Source organism: Mycobacterium sp. E136 (assembly GCF_001666865.1).
Lineage (GTDB): Bacteria > Actinomycetota > Actinomycetes > Mycobacteriales > Mycobacteriaceae > Mycobacterium.
In genome coordinates, this window is record NZ_LZJE01000318.1 from 33309 (window position 1) to 51333 (window position 18025).

At 64.6% G+C, this 18025-nt stretch carries 18 protein-coding genes and 3 tRNA genes; 6 read left to right on the top strand and 15 right to left on the bottom strand.

From position 1 onward, the window contains the following. The first annotated feature begins 28 nt into the window (after nt 1-28). The 6 genes from A5698_RS20980 to A5698_RS21005 all read left to right on the top strand — a co-directional run bounded on the left by A5698_RS20980 (nt 29) and on the right by A5698_RS21005 (nt 7576). Nucleotides 29-1396 (top strand): ABC1 kinase family protein, encoded by a 1368-nt coding sequence (locus A5698_RS20980; RefSeq protein ID WP_068300664.1) that lies wholly within the window; start codon nt 29-31, stop codon nt 1394-1396. After that, the gene (locus A5698_RS20985) at nt 1397-2299 is read left to right on the top strand and encodes an alpha/beta fold hydrolase (RefSeq protein WP_067090865.1); all 903 of its coding nucleotides are present in this window, start codon (nt 1397-1399) and stop codon (nt 2297-2299) included. It begins immediately after the preceding gene. 123 nt (nt 2300-2422) lie between these two features. Continuing rightward, nucleotides 2423-3292: a cyclopropane mycolic acid synthase family methyltransferase gene (locus A5698_RS20990; RefSeq protein ID WP_068300667.1), complete on the top strand. Its 870-nt coding sequence runs from the start codon at nt 2423-2425 to the stop codon at nt 3290-3292. 143 nt (nt 3293-3435) lie between these two features. Beyond that, nucleotides 3436-4332, top strand: a complete 897-nt coding sequence (locus tag A5698_RS20995; RefSeq protein ID WP_068300670.1) for a cyclopropane mycolic acid synthase family methyltransferase — start codon at nt 3436-3438, stop codon at nt 4330-4332. A gap of 61 nt (nt 4333-4393) precedes the next feature. Then, nucleotides 4394-4717, top strand: a complete 324-nt coding sequence (locus tag A5698_RS21000) for a hypothetical protein (RefSeq protein ID WP_068300672.1) — start codon at nt 4394-4396, stop codon at nt 4715-4717. Nucleotides 4718-4828: 111 nt separating this feature from the next. Further along, entirely contained in the window at nt 4829-7576 is a 2748-nt protein-coding gene (locus tag A5698_RS21005; protein WP_068300754.1) for a helix-turn-helix transcriptional regulator, read from the top strand. Between the two features lie 3 nt (nt 7577-7579). Here the strand turns inward: A5698_RS21005 and A5698_RS21010 are convergent, their stop codons facing one another. From A5698_RS21010 to A5698_RS21080, 15 genes are all read right to left on the bottom strand, one after another. Continuing rightward, nucleotides 7580-9004: a sugar nucleotide-binding protein gene (locus A5698_RS21010; RefSeq protein WP_084792548.1), complete on the bottom strand. Its 1425-nt coding sequence runs from the start codon at nt 9002-9004 to the stop codon at nt 7580-7582. 12 nt (nt 9005-9016) lie between these two features. Beyond that, nucleotides 9017-10015, bottom strand: a complete 999-nt coding sequence (rfbB, locus tag A5698_RS21015; RefSeq protein WP_068300676.1) for a dTDP-glucose 4,6-dehydratase — start codon at nt 10013-10015, stop codon at nt 9017-9019. Then, entirely contained in the window at nt 10015-10884 is an 870-nt protein-coding gene (gene rfbA / locus A5698_RS21020; protein ID WP_068300678.1) for a glucose-1-phosphate thymidylyltransferase RfbA, read from the bottom strand. The genes rfbB and rfbA overlap by 1 nt, the downstream gene beginning before the upstream one ends. Before the next feature lie 73 nt (nt 10885-10957). Further along, a complete protein-coding gene (locus tag A5698_RS21025; protein ID WP_231967481.1) occupies nt 10958-12781 on the bottom strand; it encodes a PE-PPE domain-containing protein in 1824 nt (607 codons plus the stop codon). A 406-nt stretch (nt 12782-13187) separates the two neighbouring features. Next, nucleotides 13188-13895, bottom strand: coding sequence for a 50S ribosomal protein L1 (rplA, locus tag A5698_RS21030; RefSeq protein WP_064400457.1), 708 nt, complete (start codon nt 13893-13895; stop codon nt 13188-13190). A gap of 99 nt (nt 13896-13994) precedes the next feature. Beyond that, the gene (gene rplK, locus A5698_RS21035) at nt 13995-14423 is read right to left on the bottom strand and encodes a 50S ribosomal protein L11 (RefSeq protein WP_059101294.1); all 429 of its coding nucleotides are present in this window, start codon (nt 14421-14423) and stop codon (nt 13995-13997) included. 87 nt (nt 14424-14510) lie between these two features. Further along, a complete protein-coding gene (gene nusG, locus A5698_RS21040; RefSeq protein ID WP_068300684.1) occupies nt 14511-15341 on the bottom strand; it encodes a transcription termination/antitermination protein NusG in 831 nt (276 codons plus the stop codon). 41 nt (nt 15342-15382) lie between these two features. After that, nucleotides 15383-15796, bottom strand: coding sequence for a preprotein translocase subunit SecE (gene secE, locus A5698_RS21045; protein ID WP_067090833.1), 414 nt, complete (start codon nt 15794-15796; stop codon nt 15383-15385). Between the two features lie 77 nt (nt 15797-15873). Beyond that, a tRNA-Trp gene (locus tag A5698_RS21050) sits at nt 15874-15946 on the bottom strand. Between the two features lie 171 nt (nt 15947-16117). Then, complete coding sequence (gene hadC / locus A5698_RS21055; protein WP_068300687.1) at nt 16118-16678, bottom strand: (3R)-hydroxyacyl-ACP dehydratase subunit HadC; 561 nt, start codon at nt 16676-16678, stop codon at nt 16118-16120. Nucleotides 16679-16680: 2 nt separating this feature from the next. Next, complete coding sequence (gene hadB / locus A5698_RS21060; protein ID WP_064345531.1) at nt 16681-17109, bottom strand: (3R)-hydroxyacyl-ACP dehydratase subunit HadB; 429 nt, start codon at nt 17107-17109, stop codon at nt 16681-16683. After that, the gene (gene hadA, locus A5698_RS21065) at nt 17096-17572 is read right to left on the bottom strand and encodes a (3R)-hydroxyacyl-ACP dehydratase subunit HadA (protein ID WP_068300689.1); all 477 of its coding nucleotides are present in this window, start codon (nt 17570-17572) and stop codon (nt 17096-17098) included. The genes hadB and hadA overlap by 14 nt, the downstream gene beginning before the upstream one ends. Before the next feature lie 52 nt (nt 17573-17624). Next, nucleotides 17625-17792 (bottom strand): 50S ribosomal protein L33, encoded by a 168-nt coding sequence (gene rpmG / locus A5698_RS21070; RefSeq protein WP_059101288.1) that lies wholly within the window; start codon nt 17790-17792, stop codon nt 17625-17627. 37 nt (nt 17793-17829) lie between these two features. Beyond that, nucleotides 17830-17903 (bottom strand) — tRNA-Met (locus tag A5698_RS21075). A 33-nt stretch (nt 17904-17936) separates the two neighbouring features. After that, nucleotides 17937-18009, bottom strand: a tRNA-Thr gene (locus tag A5698_RS21080). Nucleotides 18010-18025 lie beyond the last annotated feature (16 nt).

Sequence of the window (18025 nt, forward strand, 5' to 3'; positions counted from 1 at the left end):
CACCGCGGATTTTGAGACACTGGCCCCTATGAGTGCCACGCGAAAGCCGCAGCACCGCGACGGAGCCAAGCTGGACAAGGTCCCGCTGCCGATCGAGGCTGCCCGCATCGGCGCGACCGGTTGGCAGGTCACCCGCACCGGCGCCCGGGTGGTGTCGAAGATCGCCGGCCGCGGTTCGTTGCAACAGAAGATCATCAAGCAGATCCCGCAGACGTTCGCCGATCTGGGCCCCACCTACGTCAAGTTCGGTCAGATCATCGCGTCGAGTCCGGGCGCGTTCGGCGAGCCGCTGTCCAAGGAGTTCCGCAGCCTGCTGGACCGGGTCCCGCCCGCGGATGCCAAAGAGGTGCACAAGCTGTTCGTCGAGGACCTCGGCGACGAACCTTCGAACCTCTTCAAGAGCTTCGACGAGAAGCCGTTCGCGTCCGCGTCGATCGCGCAGGTGCACTACGCGACGCTGCACAGCGGTGAAGAGGTCGTCGTCAAGATCCAGCGACCGGGCATCCGCAGGCGGGTCGCAGCGGATCTGCAGATCCTCAAGCGGGGCGCGCGCCTGGTCGAGTTCGCCAAGCTGGGTCAGCGCCTGAGCGCACAGGACGTCGTCGCCGACTTCGCCGACAACCTAGCCGAGGAACTCGACTTCCGGCTCGAGGCGCAGTCGATGGACGCGTGGGTGTCGCACATGCACGCCTCACCGCTGGGCAAGAACATCCGTGTGCCGCAGGTATATTGGGACCTCACCAGCGAGCGGGTGCTGACGATGGAACGCATCCAGGGCACGCGCATCGACGACGTCAAGACCATCCGTCAGAAGGGTTTCGACGGCACCGAACTGGTGAAGGCGCTGCTGTTTTCCGTCTTCGAAGGCGGCCTGCGGCACGGCCTGTTCCACGGTGACCTGCACGCGGGCAACCTCTACGTCGACGACGACGGCAAGATCGTGTTCTTCGACTTCGGCATCATGGGCCGCATCGATCCGCGCACCCGATGGCTGCTGCGCGAGCTGGTGTACGCGCTGCTGGTGAAGAAGGACCACGCCGCCGCGGGCAAGATCGTCGTGCTGATGGGCGCCGTCGGCACCATGAAGCCCGAGGCGCAGGCGGCCAAGGACCTCGAGAAGTTCGCGACGCCCCTGACGATGTCGACGCTGGGCGACATGAGTTACGCCGAGATCGGCAAGCAACTGTCGACGCTCGCCGAGGTCTACGACGTCAAGCTGCCGCGCGAACTGGTGCTGATCGGCAAGCAGTTCCTCTACGTCGAGCGCTACATGAAACTGCTCGCGCCGAGTTGGCAGATGATGTCGGATCCGCAGCTGACCGGCTACTTCGCCAACTTCATGGTCGAGGTCAGCAGGGAGCATGACGAGGAACTCGACAGCGAGGTCCGGGGCTGAATGCAGGTCCGAACCGGGGTCGCCAAGTCGGGAGTTCTCGACATCCACTACGAGGACATGGGCGACGCGGGAGATCCGGCGGTGCTGCTCATCATGGGCCTCGGCGCGCAACTTCTGATGTGGCGCAAGGACTTCTGTGAGCGGCTGACCAACCAGGGGTTGCGGGTCATCCGGTACGACAACCGCGATGTCGGGCTGTCGTCGAAGCTGCACGGGGTGCGCACCGACACCCCGCTGGTGCCGCGGATGCTGCGCTCGTTCCTCGGAATGCGCAGCCCCGCCGGCTACACGCTGGAAGACATGGCCGATGACGCGGCCGCGCTGCTCGACCATCTCGGCATCGACCGCGCCCACATCGTCGGGGCGTCGATGGGCGGCATGATCGCCCAGGTGTTCGCCGCGCGACACAAGCCGCGCACCCAGACGCTCGCGATCATCTTCTCCAGCAACAACCAGGCGCTGCTGCCTCCGCCGGGTCCGCGCCAGCTGCTCGCGATCCTGCAGCGTCCGAAAAACTCCACCCGCGAGGCGATCATCGACAACGCGGTCAGGGTCAGCAAGATCATCGGCAGCCCCGGGTTCCCCGCGTCCGAGGAGCGGCTGCGTGCCGACGCGATCGAGGGCTACGACCGGTCCTACTACCCAGCGGGAATCGGCCGGCATTTCGCGGCGATCCTGGGCAGCGGCAGCCTCCTGCCCTACGACCGCGAGATCACCGCGCCCACCGTGGTTCTGCACGGCAAAGCGGACAAACTGATGCGGCCCTCCGGCGGGCAGGCGATCGCCAAGGCCATCGAGAACGCCAGGCTGGTTCTGTTCGACGGTATGGGGCACGAACTTCCCGAGCCGCTGTGGGATGACATCATCGGCGAGCTGAAAACCACTTTCGCGGCAACTATTTGACGCCTCCGCAAACATTCGCTCGACTGGTCAGCGGCAACGGCGGCGCGTACATTCGTTGCGAGTGCTTCGGGCTTGACACGTCACAGGCGACGCGAGCTTTGATTCCGCCCAGAAAGGCACACGATGGCCGCAACACGAAACCTGACGCCGCATTTCGCCGACGTCCAGGCGCACTACGACCTGTCGGACGAGTTCTTCCGGCTCTGGTTGGACCCGTCGCAGACCTACAGCTGCGCCTACTTCGAGCGTCACGGCATGACGCTCGAGGAGGCCCAGCGCGCCAAGGTCGACCTCGCGTTGGGCAAACTGCGTCTCGAGCCCGGCATGACGCTGCTCGACGTCGGCTGCGGCTGGGGCTCGACGATGCTGCGGGCAGTCGAGAAGTACGACGTCAACGTCGTCGGCCTCACCCTGAGCGAGAACCAGCACACCCATGTCGAGAAGGTCTTCGCCGAATCGGACAGCCCCCGCTCCAAGCGCGTGCTCCTGCAGGGCTGGGAGCAGTTCGACGAGCCCGTCGACCGGATCGTGTCGATCGGCGCGTTCGAGCACTTCGGCCGCGACCGCTGGGACGACTTCTTCGCCATGGCTCACCGCGTGCTGCCCGATGACGGGGTGATGCTGCTGCACACCATCACCGCGCTCACGCTGCCGCAGATGGCCGAACAGGGGATGCCGCTGACCTTCTCGGTCGCCCGGTTCGTCAAGTTCATCCTCACCGAGATCTTCCCCGGTGGTTACCTGCCGACGATCGAGCTGGTTGGGGAGCACGCCGAGAAGGCCGGCTTCGAGCTGACCCGCCGTCAGAGCCTGCAGCCGCACTACGCCCGCACCCTGGACTGCTGGGCAGCGGCGCTGGAGACCCACAAGGACGAGGCGATCGCCGTCCAGTCACAAGAGGTCTACGACCGCTACATGCACTACCTCACCGGCTGCGCGCACGGTTTCCGCGTCGGATACATCGACGTCAACCAGTTCACGCTGCAGAAGTAAATCGGCCGCGCGAATTGCCGCCGGAGTGGCGGCCTGCCGAATTAGGGTCTGGCTCGCACCGACCGATAGTGTGTATGACCAGATCATCACGTGACGACGTGCGAGTTCGCGTCACGCATTGGGAAAGGCCAAGCAGGGGAAATATGTCTGACAATTCAACCGGCACGAAGGATATGCGGCCTCATTTCGAGGACATCCAGGCGCATTACGACCTGTCGGACGACTTCTTCGGCGTCTTTCAGGATCCGACGCGCAAGTACAGCTGCGCATACTTCACCGGCCCGAATGCCACGCTGTCGGAGGCGCAGGTCGCCAACGTCGACCAGCACCTGGACAAGCTCGACCTCAAGCCCGGTATGACGTTGCTGGAGGTCGGCTGCGGGTGGGGTCTGACCCTGCAGCGCGCGATGGAGAAGTACGACGTCAACGTGATCGGGCTGACCCTGTCGAAGAATCAGCAGGCCTACTGCAATCAGCTGCTGAGCAAGGTCGACACGCAGCGCACCTACGACGTCCGGCTGGAGGGCTGGGAGCAGTTCCACTCCCCCGTCGACCGCATCGTCTCGATCGAGGCGTTCGAGCACTTCGGTTTCGAGCGCTACGACGACTTCTTCAAGACGTGTTTCGACATCCTGCCCGACGACGGCCGGATGACGATCCAGAGCAGCGTCGGCTACCACCCGTATGACCTGGCCGCCCGCGGTAAGAAGCTGACCTTCGAGATGGCCCGCTTCATCAAGTTCATGATCACCGAGATCTTCCCCGGTGGCCGCCTGCCGACTACGCAAATGATGATCGACCACGGCGAGAAGGCGGGCTTTCAGGTGCCCGAGGCGATCTCGCTGCGCAACCACTACATCAAGACGCTGGGCATCTGGGCCGATCGCCTCGAACGGAACAAGGACGCCGCAATCGCGGCCGCCGGCGAGGAGAACTACGAGCGCTACATGAAGTACCTCAAGGGCTGCCAGTGGTACTTCATCGACGAGGGCATCGACGTCAGCCTCGTGACGTACCTGAAGCCCGGCGTCGCCGCCTAAGGGACAAGACGTAGGGAAATCCCCGATTCGCTCGACGGGATGAGTCGCTACCGTTCGACAGATGAGCGGGAGTGGGGAGTCCGCGTGCTACCTGGCGGAATGGTACCTGCCGGAACTCAGTGAGCAGTCCGTCGAGGATCTGGTGTCGCGCCTCGACGCCGCGGCGGCCCTCGCCACCGACGAGGGCACTCCCATCGAGCTGCTGATCACGCTGTCCGTTCCCAGCGACGAGGTGCTCTACGGCGTCTTCGGCGCCGGCTCGCGGGAGCTCGTGTCCCGGACCTGCCTCGCTGCAGGCGCACCGCATCAGCGGCTGTCCGCTCAGGTCGGGACTCGGATCCGGTGTCACCGCTCTGACGTTGCCGAAGGTCCCCTCACAACCTGACATTGCGGGTGGGCACATCTCTTAACCGCACATCCCTGGGCCCCGGGACTACGATCCGGCGGGCCGGCGGACTATCCTCATATTTGCTGTCGATGAGGGGTGTGGTCATTGGTGTCCGGCGTAATCGAGCGTCCGGCGGAATCTCGGGCGGTGAGCGATTTCCTGCAATCCGTCGACAGCGGACCCTCTGCCCTGGTCCTCGAGGGCGACGCCGGAGCCGGGAAGACCACCCTGTGGCTCGCAGGGATATCGACGGCACGTGATCGCGGCTTCCGGATTCTGACGGCGCGGGCCGGGCAGGCCGAGACAACCCTCGCGTATGCGGCCGTCGCCGATCTTTTTGGCGACATTCCCTCTGATGTCTTCGTCGGCCTGCCGGATGTGCAGTGTCTCGCTGTCGACCGCGTGCTTTTGCGGGCCGACAGCGAGGGTCCGCCGACGGACCAGGGCGCGGTGGCCGCGGCGTTCACCGCCGCCGTCGGGCGGCTCTGCGACGACGGGCCGGTGCTGGTCGCTCTCGACGACGTGCAATGGCTCGACCCGTCGAGTCAGGCCGTGGTGGCCTTCGCCGCGAGACGCTTCAGCGGTCACGTGGGCGTGCTGGTCACCGAACGCGCCGAACACGAGGGCCCGGGTGCGGCGGGTTGGCTGCGGGTGGGCGATTCGCCCGATGTGCGCCGGGTGAATGTCGGCCCGCTGAGCCTCGGCGGCCTGCACGCGTTGATCTCGACGCGGCTCGGCCGGACATTCCCCCGACCGACGATGGTCCGGATTGCCGAGATCTCCGGCGGCAACCCGTTCTACGCGCTCGAGCTGGCGCGGGCAATCGACGCGGGGGGTTCGCAGTCGGTCCTACCTGCGACGCTGGCGGAGTTGATGCGCAGACGGATCGGCCGCCTCGAGCCGGAGACGCAGGTCCTGCTGCTGGCCGCCGCATGCGAGGCCGCCCCGACCGTCGACCTGTTGGCGCGCGTCACGGACAGCACCGTCGAGCGCACCGCCGAGTTGCTGACGGAGGCCGCGAACAAGGGCATCGTGACGATCAACGGTGACGCCGTCGCGTTCTCGCATCCGCTACTGGCGCGCAGCGTCTACACCGACGCCAAACCCGGTGAGCGACGCGCGATGCACCGGTCGATGGCGGAGTCGGTGGTGCTCGCCGAGTCGCGCGCCAGGCATATGGCGCTGGCCGCGGCTCGTGCGGACCCGGTGACGTTGGAGGCGTTGGACACCGCGGCGGAGTCGGCCAGTGCGCGCGGTGCCCCCGCCGCGGCAGCCGAAATGCTCGAGCTGGCAATCGGTCTCGGCGGTGACATACCACCGCGGCGCATTCGCGCCGCCGACCACTATCTGCACGCGGGTGACTTGGAGCGTGCCCGTTCGCTGCTCGACGGTGTGACCGAGCGAGTACCAAGTGGCGTACACCGGGCCATGGCGCTGAATCTGTTGGCCACCATGCGGATTCAACACAACAGCTTCACCGATGCGGTCGGCCTTCTCGAGCAGGCGCTCGAACACGACGAGGGTGACCGCGAGGTGCGCGTGCGGACGCTGCTGTTGTTGGCTTATGCGCGTCTCAACGCCGGGGAGTTCGGCGCAGCGCTGCAGAGCGCGGAACGGGCGGCGGCGTACGCCGAAGATGTCGGGATCGCGGATCTCACCAGCCAGGTTCTGGCGGTGCGCACCAACATCGCGTGCATGTGTGGCCGAGGGGTCGATTGGGCGGGCATCCGGCGGGCGTTGGCGCTGCAGGACCACAGCAGCGAGGCGCCGATCGCGTTCCGCGCCAGGGCCAATTACGCTCTGCTGCTGGCGTTCGTCGGGCGGTTGGACGAGGCGATGCAACAGATGGCCTTCGTCCATCAGCGTTGCCTCGAACGGGGGGCCGAAACCGACCTGATCTTCGTCGCGGTGTTCAGCGCGCTGATCGAGATCTGGCGGGGACGCTATGACGACGCGACCCGTATCGCGGAGGAAACCGTCGAGCGGGCACAACAACTCGGCGGCGAGCACATGCGCGTGGTCGCCAAGACCATCCAGTCGGCGGTCGCGGCATACGCGGGCAGACAGGACGAGACCCGCGACGTCGCACGAAGGGCGATCGAGCTCGCCGAGCTTTGTGGTTCTCCGCGTCTGGGGGACTGGGCGTCGATCAGCCTGGCGTTCCTGGAGGTCTCGCTGGGCAACTACGAACAGGCGCTACAGATCTTGCAGCCGATGGTCGACCGGTTCCCGTTCCTGCCCGGTACCGAGATCATCACGGTGGGTTTCGTGCCGGACGCGGTGGAGGCGATGGTCGCGCTCGGCCGCGCCGCCGAAACCGAGCCGATGATCGACGCGCTGGAAACCAACGGCCGTCTGTTGGACAGGCCGTGGATGCTGGCGATGGGCGCGCGGTGCCGCAGTCTGTGGCTGGCCGCGCGGGGCGACGTCGACGAGGCGGCAGACATGGCGCGGGTGGCGTTGACGCACCACGAGCGTCTGCCGATGCCGTTCGAGCGGGCCCGAACCTTGTTGCTGCTCGGCCAGTTACAGCGTCGTCAGCGCCAGAAGGAGGCGTCGCGCACGACGATGACCGAGGCTTTGGGTGTGTTCGAAGAGTTGGGTACGCCGCTGTGGGCGCGGCGGGCGCGCGCCGAGATCGCGCGGGCAGGCGCGTCGAGCAACGGCAGCATGGGCCTGACACCGTCGGAGCTCCGCGTCGCCGAGCTCGCCGCGTCGGGAATGACGACCAAGGACGTGGCAACTGCGCTGTTCATCAGCCCGAAGACGGTCGAGACCAACCTGGCTCGGATATACCGGAAGCTCGGAATCCGGTCGCGGGCCGAGCTCGGGCGTGTCTTCGGCGAGAATCGTTGAGCTCTAGCGAGCTCCGGTGGAGCGTTGGATGTAGTTGACCAAATACTCGTCCGCATCGGCCGGCTCGAAACCGATCGACTGGATCTTCGCAAGGTCGAGGACACTGTTGGCCGGCCGGGGCGCCACGGGCTTCGAGGCGTCGGCAAAGTACTGCTCTGTGGTCACATCGGTGACTCGGCTCGGATCATGACCGGCGAGTTCGAATGTCCGTCTCGCGACATCGGCCCACGACGTCACCGATCCCGAACCGGTGACGTTGTACGTGCCATAGGGCGCCCGGCTGTCCAACAGGTGGCGGATCGCCTTGGCGATCTCGGATGTGAAGGTCAGCCTGCCCCGTTGGTCGCTGACGACGGATGGGTTCACCCCCCGCTCGGCCAGCGACAGCATCGTGCGCACGAAGTTGTGGCCTTCTCCGATCACCCAGGAAGTGCGCACGATGTAGTGCCGATCCACCGTCGCCACGGCCAGGTCGCCGGCGGCCTTGGTCTGGCCGTACACGCCGAGCGGTGACACCGGGTCGTCCTCCCGGTGAGGGTCGGGGGCACTGCCGTCGAAGACGTAGTCGCTGGAGATGTGCACCAGGGTGATGTTGTTGTCGGACGCGGTACGCGCCAGCGCCGCCACGCCCGCGACGTTGGTTGCCCACGCCGCCGCTCGGCCCTCGGGAGTCTCGGCAGCGTCAACCTCCGTATAGGCCGCGGCGTTGATGATGGTCTCGTACTCGCGCCAGCGGCGTGCGGATTCGATACCGGCGACGGTGAGGTCGATGTCGGCGCGTTCGGCAAATTCGACTTCGGACGCCTCGGCGAATTCGTCGCGGAGTGCCCGGCCCAGCTGGCCGCCCGCACCGAGCACCAAGGTTTTTCGCGGAAGAATCGGCTTGACGTCCGCCAGACGGGGACTCTCGCGGTCCTTCTCAGACAGCTCCGCACGTTCCAGCGGAATCGGCCAGTCGATGGCGACGGTCTCATCTGCGACGTTGAGCGATGTGTACTGCCCGTCGGGCGAGTAGTGATCGTTCACCAAGTAGATGTAGGCGGTGTTCGGCTCCAGATTCTGGAACGCGTTACCGACGCCGCGAGGAACGTAAACCGCTCTGGACGGGTCAATTTCGGTCGTGAACGTGGTGCCGAACGTGGGGCCGTCCCGCAGATCGACCCATGCCCCGAAGATCCGACCGGTCGCGACGGAGATGAACTTGTCCCACGGTTCGGCGTGGATCCCGCGGGTCGTGCCTTCGCTCTCGTTGAGCGACACGTTGCTCTGAACGGGCTTGAAGTCGGGCAACCCGAGCGCGACCATCTTCTCACGCTGCCAGTTCTCCTTGAACCACCCCCGGTTGTCACCGTGCACCGAAAGCTCCCACACGACCAAACCCGGTATGGGAGTTGTAATGGCGCGCATGGGTTTACCGAATTCAGTCACTCGCAGCCTTCTTCACTGACCCAGCCGGGCGTAGAAGCTCTCGGTGGCATCTTTGGCCGGTGCCCACCAGTCTTCATGGTCGCGGTACCACTGGATCGTTGCGGCAAGACCCTTTTCGAAGTCCTGGTATTGCGGTTGCCAGCCGAGTTCCTCGCGCAACTTGGTGGAGTCGATGGCATACCGCAGGTCGTGGCCAGCTCGATCGGTGACACGGTCGTAGGCGTCGGCGGGTCGGCCCATGAGGGTGAGGATCATCTCGATGACGGTCTTGTTGTCCTTTTCCCCGTCGGCGCCGATCAGGTATGTCTCGCCGATACGGCCTCTTTCGAGGACGGTCAGTACCGCCGAGGAATGGTCGTCGGCGTGGATCCAATCCCTCACGTTGCGACCCTCGCCGTACAGCTTGGGCCGGGTTCCCCTGAGCACGTTGGTGATCTGTCGCGGAATGAACTTCTCGACGTGCTGATAGGGGCCGTAGTTGTTCGAGCAGTTCGAAATGGTGGCGGCGACACCGAATGATCGGACCCAGGCACGAACAAGCAGATCGCTGCCAGCCTTGGTCGCCGAGTACGGAGACGACGGGTTGTACGGCGTCTGCTCGGTGAAGCGGCGCGGGTCGTCAAGAGGGAGATCTCCGTAAACCTCGTCGGTCGAGATGTGATGGAAGCGTGTGCCGTGCTTGCGCGCGGCCTCGAGCAGGGTGAAGGTACCGGCGAGATTGGTGTGCAGAAAGGGTTCCGGGTCATCGAGCGAACTGTCGTTGTGGGATTCGGCCGCATAGTGCACGACTGCATCGACCGATGTGAACAAGTCGTCGACGAGAGGCGCATCCGCGATATCGCCGTGCACGAACGTCATTCGGTCATCCGGCAATCCGGCAAGCGAGGCGCGGTTGCCGGCATAGGTGAGTTTGTCGAGCACCGTGACGTGATGGTCGGTGTGGTCGATGATGTACCGCACGAAATTCGAGCCTATGAAACCCGCCCCACCGGTGACGAGGAGTCGCGTCATCAGCGTCCTCTCTCCAGGAGGCTCAACAGATACGTGCCGTAGCCCGACTTCACCAACGGCTCAGCTCGCTCCCGCAGGTCGTCGTCGGTGATCCATCCCTGCAGCCAGGCGATCTCCTCGGGAGCCCCGATCTTCAGACCGGTGCGCCTCTCCATGGTGCGTACGTACTCGGCGGCGTCGGTCATCTGGTCGAAGGTGCCGGTGTCCAGCCAAGCGGTTCCGCGTGGCAGCACGTGCACCTGCAACCGTTCCTGCTCGAGATAGCAACGATTGACATCCGTGATCTCGTATTCGCCCCGTGCACTCGGCTTCAGTTTCCGTGCGATGTCGACGACGTCGTTGTCGTAGAAGTACAGCCCCGGAACGGCGTAGTTGCTCTTGGGCCGATCCGGCTTCTCCTCGAGTGAAATCGCCAAGCCGTTGTCGTCGAACTCGATCACGCCGTACGCGGACGGTTCGGCTACCCAGTAGGCGAAAATCGCGCCGCCGTCAATGGTGGTGAATCGTTTGAGTTGACTCCCCAATCCGGGGCCGTACAACAAGTTGTCGCCGAGCACGAGCGCCACCGTGTCGGTTCCGATGAACGTCTCGCCGATCGTGAACGCTTGTGCCAGACCGTCCGGGGACGGCTGCTTGGCGTAGGAGATGGATACGCCGAATCGCGATCCGTCACCGAGCAGACGTTCGAAGCCGTCCGCGTCGTGAGGCGTCGTGATCACCAGGATGTCCCGTATTCCGGCGAGCATCAGGGTGGAGAGCGGGTAGTACACCATCGGCTTGTCGTAGACGGGCACCAGTTGCTTCGACACGCCCAGAGTTATGGGGTGCAGACGCGTGCCGCTTCCGCCGGCCAGGATGATGCCCCTCACGCGCCCAATCGTGACATACAGCGAACATGCGTCCGCACAGACTCGATTGCCGGGATGCCTGAGCGTGCCGAGATCAGGCCGCGGCCGGTTGGGAGTCCTGCGAGTCGTCGGAGTTCTCTGCGCCGTCGGGCGGCTTGGGAGATTCGGGAGTCACTGAGGGATCCGTCTGCTTGGCTTCTTCGCCACCAGTCTTCGCACCCACGCCCGGGGTGTTCGGCGAGAAGCTCAAAGACGCACCACGCCCGTTGGCATCGACGCGGTTCTGCGCGGAGTTCGAGTTCTTGCCGGGGTCCTTCTTGACTTCGGGATCCTTGCCGAGAATGCCGAGGTTCTTCTCGCCCAGAGCCTCACCGTTCCCGTTTCGCGTTTGCCCGAGCACCGTCTGCTGCGGCTCTTCGGAACCGACCGCTCCCTCGAGGCTCGGGGTCCCGTTGCCCTCGATCACCGGCGTCTCGTTGCCCTCGATCACCGGCGTCTCGTTGCCTTCGATTGCCGGGGTCTCATTACCCTCGACGACCGGCGACTCGTTGCCTTCGATTGCCGGGGTCTCATTACCCTCGACGACCAACGACTCGTTGCCCTCGGTCAGCGTCAGACCACCCTCAGGTTGAATGTTGGCGATCAACGTCTTCGCGTTATCGACCCCGGTAGTCTCGCCCTTGCGCTGCATCAGCGCCAGCTTGGCAGTGGATGATCCGTCGAGCTTGTCCCCGGCCAACAGAGTGAGGTCGGTGTCGTCCTCTTCCTCGCCATTGATGGCCGGCACTGGCGTGGTCGGCGAGAGCGGGATCTCCTTGGTCAAGCCGAAGTTCGCGAGGAAATTGTTGATGCCCACGAACACCGCCGGGACCAGCTTGAAGAAGAGCGTGATCGGGTTGAAGATCGGCAGAAGCCCGATCTCGGTGGGTTGTCCGAATGAGATGTTGCGGTTGTATCCCGTCTCCTCGATGATCACTCGCAAAGCAGGCTCGATCAGGTCCGCGATCGGCTTGCCGATCAGCGGGATCGAATGCAGCGGCCGCACGAGCGGCAACACCTTCGGCGTGACGGTGTAGTACGTGGTGTCGCCGAACTTCTGTATATCGACGATGCCCGGATACTGCTCAGGATGCGACGTGATCTCCCGCCATGTATCGACGTCATAACCGGCTGGCAGTTCTCCGGGATCGCTGTCCTCGTTGGTCGCCAGATACGTGCCGTGGTCGTAGTAGAACCCGAGGAGCGAGTTGGCGACCGCCAGTGGGTTGAGCAAATACTGCGGGAAATCCGCGATGCCCTCCCACCGGATCGCCCAGTCCTCGGTCGGGATACCGACATTCGTGGGTGTGGGCTGACCGGTCGTCACGTCGAGGATCGGGATGTGCCCAAGGGCCCCAAATCGCGACAGGATGCCACCGTTGGGCCGATTCGGGTTGCCGATGAAGACGAACTCCACCGAATCAACCTGATCGAGCAGGTCATCCCATTGGCCGCTGGCGAACTGCATCTTCGCGATGGTGGCGACCCGGGCGCCCTGAGAATAACCGGCGATCACGATGTCGCCGTCGTAGCCGAGATCCTGCAGAGCCTGCAGCGCCTCGTCCAGGTTGTCCACGCCCTTGCCAACCGATACGTCGAACGTGTCGCATGACAAGTTGGGACACCAGCCGGGCAACGGAATCGGCCAGAATGATGCGGGATAGTTGATGCCCAGCATGCCTTCGTTCGCAGGATCGCCCGTGTTGTTGGGGGCACAGTTCATGTCGTTGGTGCACGCCGTGTCTTGCATGTAGTAATCGCGGAAGTTTTCCCGATATTTGTCAACCAGGTTCGCGTCCGGCGTTCCAGTGCCAGGCACGATGAGCGCGGTGGCGGCCAGACTGACGGCCGCCATCACGGCGGTCAGGGTGCCGAGCACCGCGGTGCTCAGCAGGCCCAGCAATGCAAGCAAAATGACCCGAACACACTTACGCATGGGTCAACTTTTATCAAACTGTGACGGTTGTCACGGCCGAACAGCGAACTTTTTGCGAGAGGAAATCCCTCCTCCCGGCTCCCCGCGCGCGACCTGCTGCGGCGGCAGGGGCAGGTCGCGGAGTCGCCGTCGCCTATCGGCTCGCTGACGTGCCGACAGAGCAGTTACCCCACCAAGACGCCTGGTGTCCTCCATGATTGGATCGAACCCATGCCAGGATGACTACCGCACCCTGCGAAGCGGGCGTTCCCGACGCTAAGGCCCAGCGGCGTGCAGCCGCTGCGATACGACATCGACTGCTAGGTGACGCCGACGCCGACTCAGGGCTTCACCGCAAACGTTCTCGCGCCTACGCCTCGGCGAAGTTACGCGTGACCGACGGGTCGACGGGGATCCCCGGCCCGGTGGTCGTCGAAATGACGACCTTCTTCAGGTAGCGCCCCTTCGACGACGACGGCTTGGCCCGCAGGATCTCGTCGATCGCGGCACCGTAGTTCTCCGCCAGCGCCTTCTCGTCGAACGAGGCCTTGCCGATCACGAAGTGCAGGTTGGCCTGCTTGTCGACGCGGAAATTGATCTTGCCGCCCTTGATGTCGGACACGGCCTTGGCGACGTCCGGCGTCACGGTGCCAGTCTTCGGGTTCGGCATCAGGCCACGCGGGCCCAGGATGCGCGCGATGCGACCGACCTTCGCCATCTGATCGGGCGTCGCGATCGCCGCGTCGAAGTCCAGCCAGCCGCCCTGAATCCGCTCGATCAGGTCGTCGCTACCGACGGCGTCGGCACCTGCGGCCTCGGCGGCCTCGGCCTTGTCCCCGACCGCGAACACCACAACGCGGGCGGTCTTGCCGGTGCCGTTCGGCAGGTTGACGGTGCCGCGCACCATCTGGTCGGCCTTACGCGGGTCGACGCCCAGCCGGATCGCCACCTCGACGGTCGCGTCCTGCTTCTTCGACCCGGTCTCCTTGGCCAGCTTCGCTGCCTCCAGCGGCGTGTACAGCCGACTGCGGTCCACCTTCTCGGCGGCTTCGCGGTATGCCTTGCTCGTCTTGCTCATTCGTATCTCCTAGTTGCTGAGTTGTGGTCTGTTCTGAACGCTCTTCGCGCGAGCGCTCATGCCGAGCCGATGCCAGCTCTCCCACGGGATCCGGTCGATTTATTCGACCGTGATGCCCATCGACCGGGCGGTGCCGGCGATGATCTTGGCGGCCTGATCGATGTCGTTGGCGTTCAGGTCTTCCTTCTTGGTCTCGGCGATCTCGCGCACCTGATCCCAGGACACCTTGGCGACCTTGGTCTTGTGCGGCTCGCCCGAGCCCTTCTGCACACCGGCGGCCTTGAGCAGCAGCTTGGCCGCGGGCGGTGTCTTGAGGTTGAAGGTGAAGCTGCGGTCCTCGTAGACGGTGATCTCCACGGGGATGACGTTGCCGCGCTGGTTCTCCGTCGCGGCGTTGTACGCCTTGCAGAACTCCATGATGTTGACGCCGTGCTGGCCGAGCGCCGGACCGACCGGCGGGGCGGGGTTGGCCTGCCCGGCCTGGATCTGCAGCTTGATCAGCCCGACGACTTTCTTCTTCGGGGCCATGGGTGTGGTGTTTCCTCTCTCGTTTCTCTGCGATTTGTGCACATCTCGTTGCGCTGGGCGCTCCTAGGCGTGCACGAATCGCCGGGCTTAGATCTTGGCGACCTGGTTAAAGGTCAGTTCGACAGGTGTTTCGCGGCCGAAGATGGACACCAGCACCTTGAGCTTCTGCTGTTCGGCGTTGACCTCGCTGATCGAGGCCGGCAGCGTCGCGAACGGCCCGTCCATGACGGTGACCGACTCGCCGACCTCGAAGTCGACCTCGATCGGCGCGCGCTCGATGCCCCCGGTCTCGGCGGCAGCCGCACCGGAGGCGGCGGCGGCCTTGCCCGGCTTCTTCGCCGCGGCGGGCGGCAGCAGGAACTTCACGACGTCGTCGAGCGACAGCGGCGACGGCCGCGACGTCGCCCCGACGAAGCCCGTCACGCCCGGGGTGTTGCGGACCGCGCCCCACGACTCGTCGTTGAGCTCCATGCGGACCAGGATGTAGCCGGGCAGCACCTTGCGGTTGACCTGCTTGCGCTGGCCGTTCTTGATCTCGGTGACCTCTTCGGTCGGCACCTCGACCTGGAAGATGTAGTCGCCGACGTCGAGGTTCTGCACGCGGGTCTCGAGGTTGGCCTTCACCTTGTTCTCGTAACCGGCGTAGGAGTGGATGACGTACCAGTCGCCGGGCTTGGTGCGCAGCTCCTTCTTCAGCGCGACCGCCGGATCCTCTTCCTCGGGCTCGGCCTCCGCCTCATCGGCGGGCGCCTCACCGGCGGCGTCCCCGGTGGTGGCAGCCTCGTCGCTGACGGCGTCACCGGCGACGTCGGCATCCTCGGTCGCGGGATCGGTGGTCGCGTCGGTCGTCGCCCCAGTCGTCTCGTCGATCAGGTCAACGCTCTCGGCCGAAGGCGTATCGCCCTCGAAGCTAGTCACTTGTCAGTCCTCTCAGAATTCTCATCCGTCGCGCGTACTCGTCAGCCGAACACCAGCGAAACCAGCTTGGCCAGACCGAAGTCGACGCCGCCGATCATCGCCACCATGAAGGCCAGGAACAGCAGCACCACGCCGGTATAGCTGGCCATCTGCTTGCGGTTCGGCCAGATCACCTTGCGCAGCTCGGCGACGACCTGCTTCAGGAAGTTCCAGACGAACAGGAAGGGGTTTCGCGAGGGACCGTCACCGCGCTTCTTGGCGGTCTTCTTGCGGCCACCCGAGCCGTTCTTCGTGGGTGCAGCCGCGGTGCCGGTCGACAGGTCGACAGCCTCGCCGGCGTCCTCACCGACCGCTGCCCTCCGGGTTCGCTTCCCCGACGGGCGGGCGGGCCGGGTCACGACAGCGCCGCGGCCGTTGTCGGTGTCGGAGCCCGCACCGTCGCGCTCGTCGCTCACCGCATGCTCCCTCGTCTGGTCATCTGGTTTGTGGGTCACCTTCCAGTGTCCACACTGTGTCGAGTATTCAGTTTGAGCAGGGGCGACAGGACTTGAACCTGCAACCTGCGGTTTTGGAGACCGCTGCTCTGCCAGTTGAGCTACGCCCCTTCAGGGTGACACTGCGAGAGTCCACCCGTTCGGGGCTCACACAATTCGCGCGCTCCCCGATCGGCAGATCTTCAAACCGATGGACAGCGCGCTGGACTGGGAAAACCCCGAGGTCCGAGTGTAGCGCGCCACCCGTCCGAGTTACTAATCCACCGACACTGCGACCGCTGACTAAGCGGACGCCGCGCCGTTCACCTCACCCGCGTCGGGATCGTCCGACGAATCATGGACGACGGGCTTGCGCACGACCTGCCCCGTCTCCGGGTCCCAGCCGGCCGAGATCGAGTTGTCGCCCTCGTGGCCCATCAACGTGGTGAACGACTCCATCACCAGCTCGCCGTGCTGATCGACCAGCGTATTGCGGGTGGTCACGATGTCGGCACCGAAGCGTTCGTCCACCGACTGGATGTACAGCGTGCCGGTCAACGCATCGCCGGCCTTGATCGGCCTGTGAAACTTGAACTTCTGGTCGACCTGCACGATCTGCATGGTCTCGAAGCCCACGTCGTTGTGCTGGAAAAAGTGGCGCTGGATCATCACCGCGAAGATCGACATGAAGGTCGGCGGAGCGATCAGCGCATCGTGACCCGACGCCTTGGCCGCCTCCAGGCTGTGGCTTTGCGGATCCTCGGCCTTGACGGCACGGGCGTATTGGCGGATCTGCTCGTGACCCACCACATAGGGCTCGGGATACTTCCAGACCATTCCCTTGATGTCGATTTTCAGTGCCACGGTTACGCCAGCTTCGCGACGGCCACCGCGCGACCGAAGATCTTCTTGCCACCGGTGGTGGCCGACAGGGCAATGGTCACCGATTTCGTCTCGGGCTCAACGGATTTCACGCGGCCGTTGAAGACGATCTCCGCGCCGATACCGTCGTTGGGAACCGGTACGACAGCGGTGAAGCGCACGTTGTACTCGGTGACCGCGGCCGGATCGCCGACCCACTCGGTCACGTATCCGCCGCCCAGGCCCATGGTCAGCATGCCGTGCGCGATTGCGGTGTCCAGGCCGACCTGCTTGGCGATGTCGTCGTCCCAGTGAATCGGGTTGAGGTCACCGGACACCCCGGCGTAGTTGACGAGATCCTGCCGGGTCAGCGGAATCACCTTCTCGGGGAGCTCGTCGCCCTTCTTCACCGAGGCGAACTCACGCAGTGGCATCTGAAAAACCCTCTTCTCCGTCACCCGACCGACCCGCGAGGGTCGTGAATGTCTCCTGTATGACGTCACCGGCTTCGTTGGTGACGATGTTCTTGAGCACGACGAGGTCGGTGCCGTGGGCTTGCCGCACGGCGTCGACATGCACGTCGCAGTAGAGCTTGTCGCCGGCGAAGATCGGCTTGGCGTACTTGACCACCTGGTCGACCTGCACGATCTTTGCGTCCTTGATCGCGACTCCGGCGTACTCGAAGAACGACACCTGCGCCATGTAACCGAAGACGCTGGTGAACGTCAGCGGCGCGGGCAGCCTCTCGTGGCCGAGCTCGGCCGCGGCGTTTTCGTCAAAGAACGCGCGATCGTCGTTCTTCACCGCGACCGCGAACTCGCGGATTTTCTCGCGGCCAACAACGTAGTGGTCGGGGTAGCGATACCGCATCCCGACGATCCGCTCGGACAACGACACAGTTAGTGAACCTACCTAGTCAACCCGGGCGACGCCCACGGGGTGACTCGTCTTAGCGCGATTCCTTGTGGGGCTGGTGCTTGCCGCAGTTCGGGCAGAACTTCTTGATCTCGAGCCGGTCCGGGTCGTTGCGGCGGTTCTTCTTGGTGATGTAGTTGCGGTGCTTGCACACCTCGCAAGCCAAAGTGATCTTCGGCCGTACGTCGGTACTGGAGGCCACGTTCTTCGTCCTTCGTCTACGCGTTCGATGTTGCCTGTAGCGGTGGGGGGGCTCGATCCCCCGACCTCACGATTATGAGTCGTGCGCTCTAACCAGCTGAGCTACACCGCCCCGGGATCCGGGCGGATGTCCGCCCGCTCACCGAGCCCCCTAACGGAATCGAACCGTTGACCTTTTCCTTACCATGGAAACGCTCTGCCGACTGAGCTAAGGGGGCCTGCCTACTTCGAGGT

What these genes read in the sequence shown, in the direction of transcription:
- A5698_RS20980 (WP_068300664.1), top strand. Translation starts at nt 29, where the DNA reads ATGAGTGCCACGCGAAAGCCGCAGCACCGCGACGGAGCCAAGCTGGAC.
- A5698_RS20985 (WP_067090865.1), top strand. Translation starts at nt 1,397, where the DNA reads ATGCAGGTCCGAACCGGGGTCGCCAAGTCGGGAGTTCTCGACATCCAC.
- A5698_RS20990 (WP_068300667.1), top strand. Translation starts at nt 2,423, where the DNA reads ATGGCCGCAACACGAAACCTGACGCCGCATTTCGCCGACGTCCAGGCG.
- A5698_RS20995 (WP_068300670.1), top strand. Translation starts at nt 3,436, where the DNA reads ATGTCTGACAATTCAACCGGCACGAAGGATATGCGGCCTCATTTCGAG.
- A5698_RS21000 (WP_068300672.1), top strand. Translation starts at nt 4,394, where the DNA reads ATGAGCGGGAGTGGGGAGTCCGCGTGCTACCTGGCGGAATGGTACCTG.
- rfbB (WP_068300676.1), bottom strand. Translation starts at nt 10,015, where the DNA reads ATGACGCGACTCCTCGTCACCGGTGGGGCGGGTTTCATAGGCTCGAAT.
- rplA (WP_064400457.1), bottom strand. Translation starts at nt 13,895, where the DNA reads ATGAGCAAGACGAGCAAGGCATACCGCGAAGCCGCCGAGAAGGTGGAC.
- rplK (WP_059101294.1), bottom strand. Translation starts at nt 14,423, where the DNA reads ATGGCCCCGAAGAAGAAAGTCGTCGGGCTGATCAAGCTGCAGATCCAG.
- hadB (WP_064345531.1), bottom strand. Translation starts at nt 17,109, where the DNA reads ATGCCACTGCGTGAGTTCGCCTCGGTGAAGAAGGGCGACGAGCTCCCC.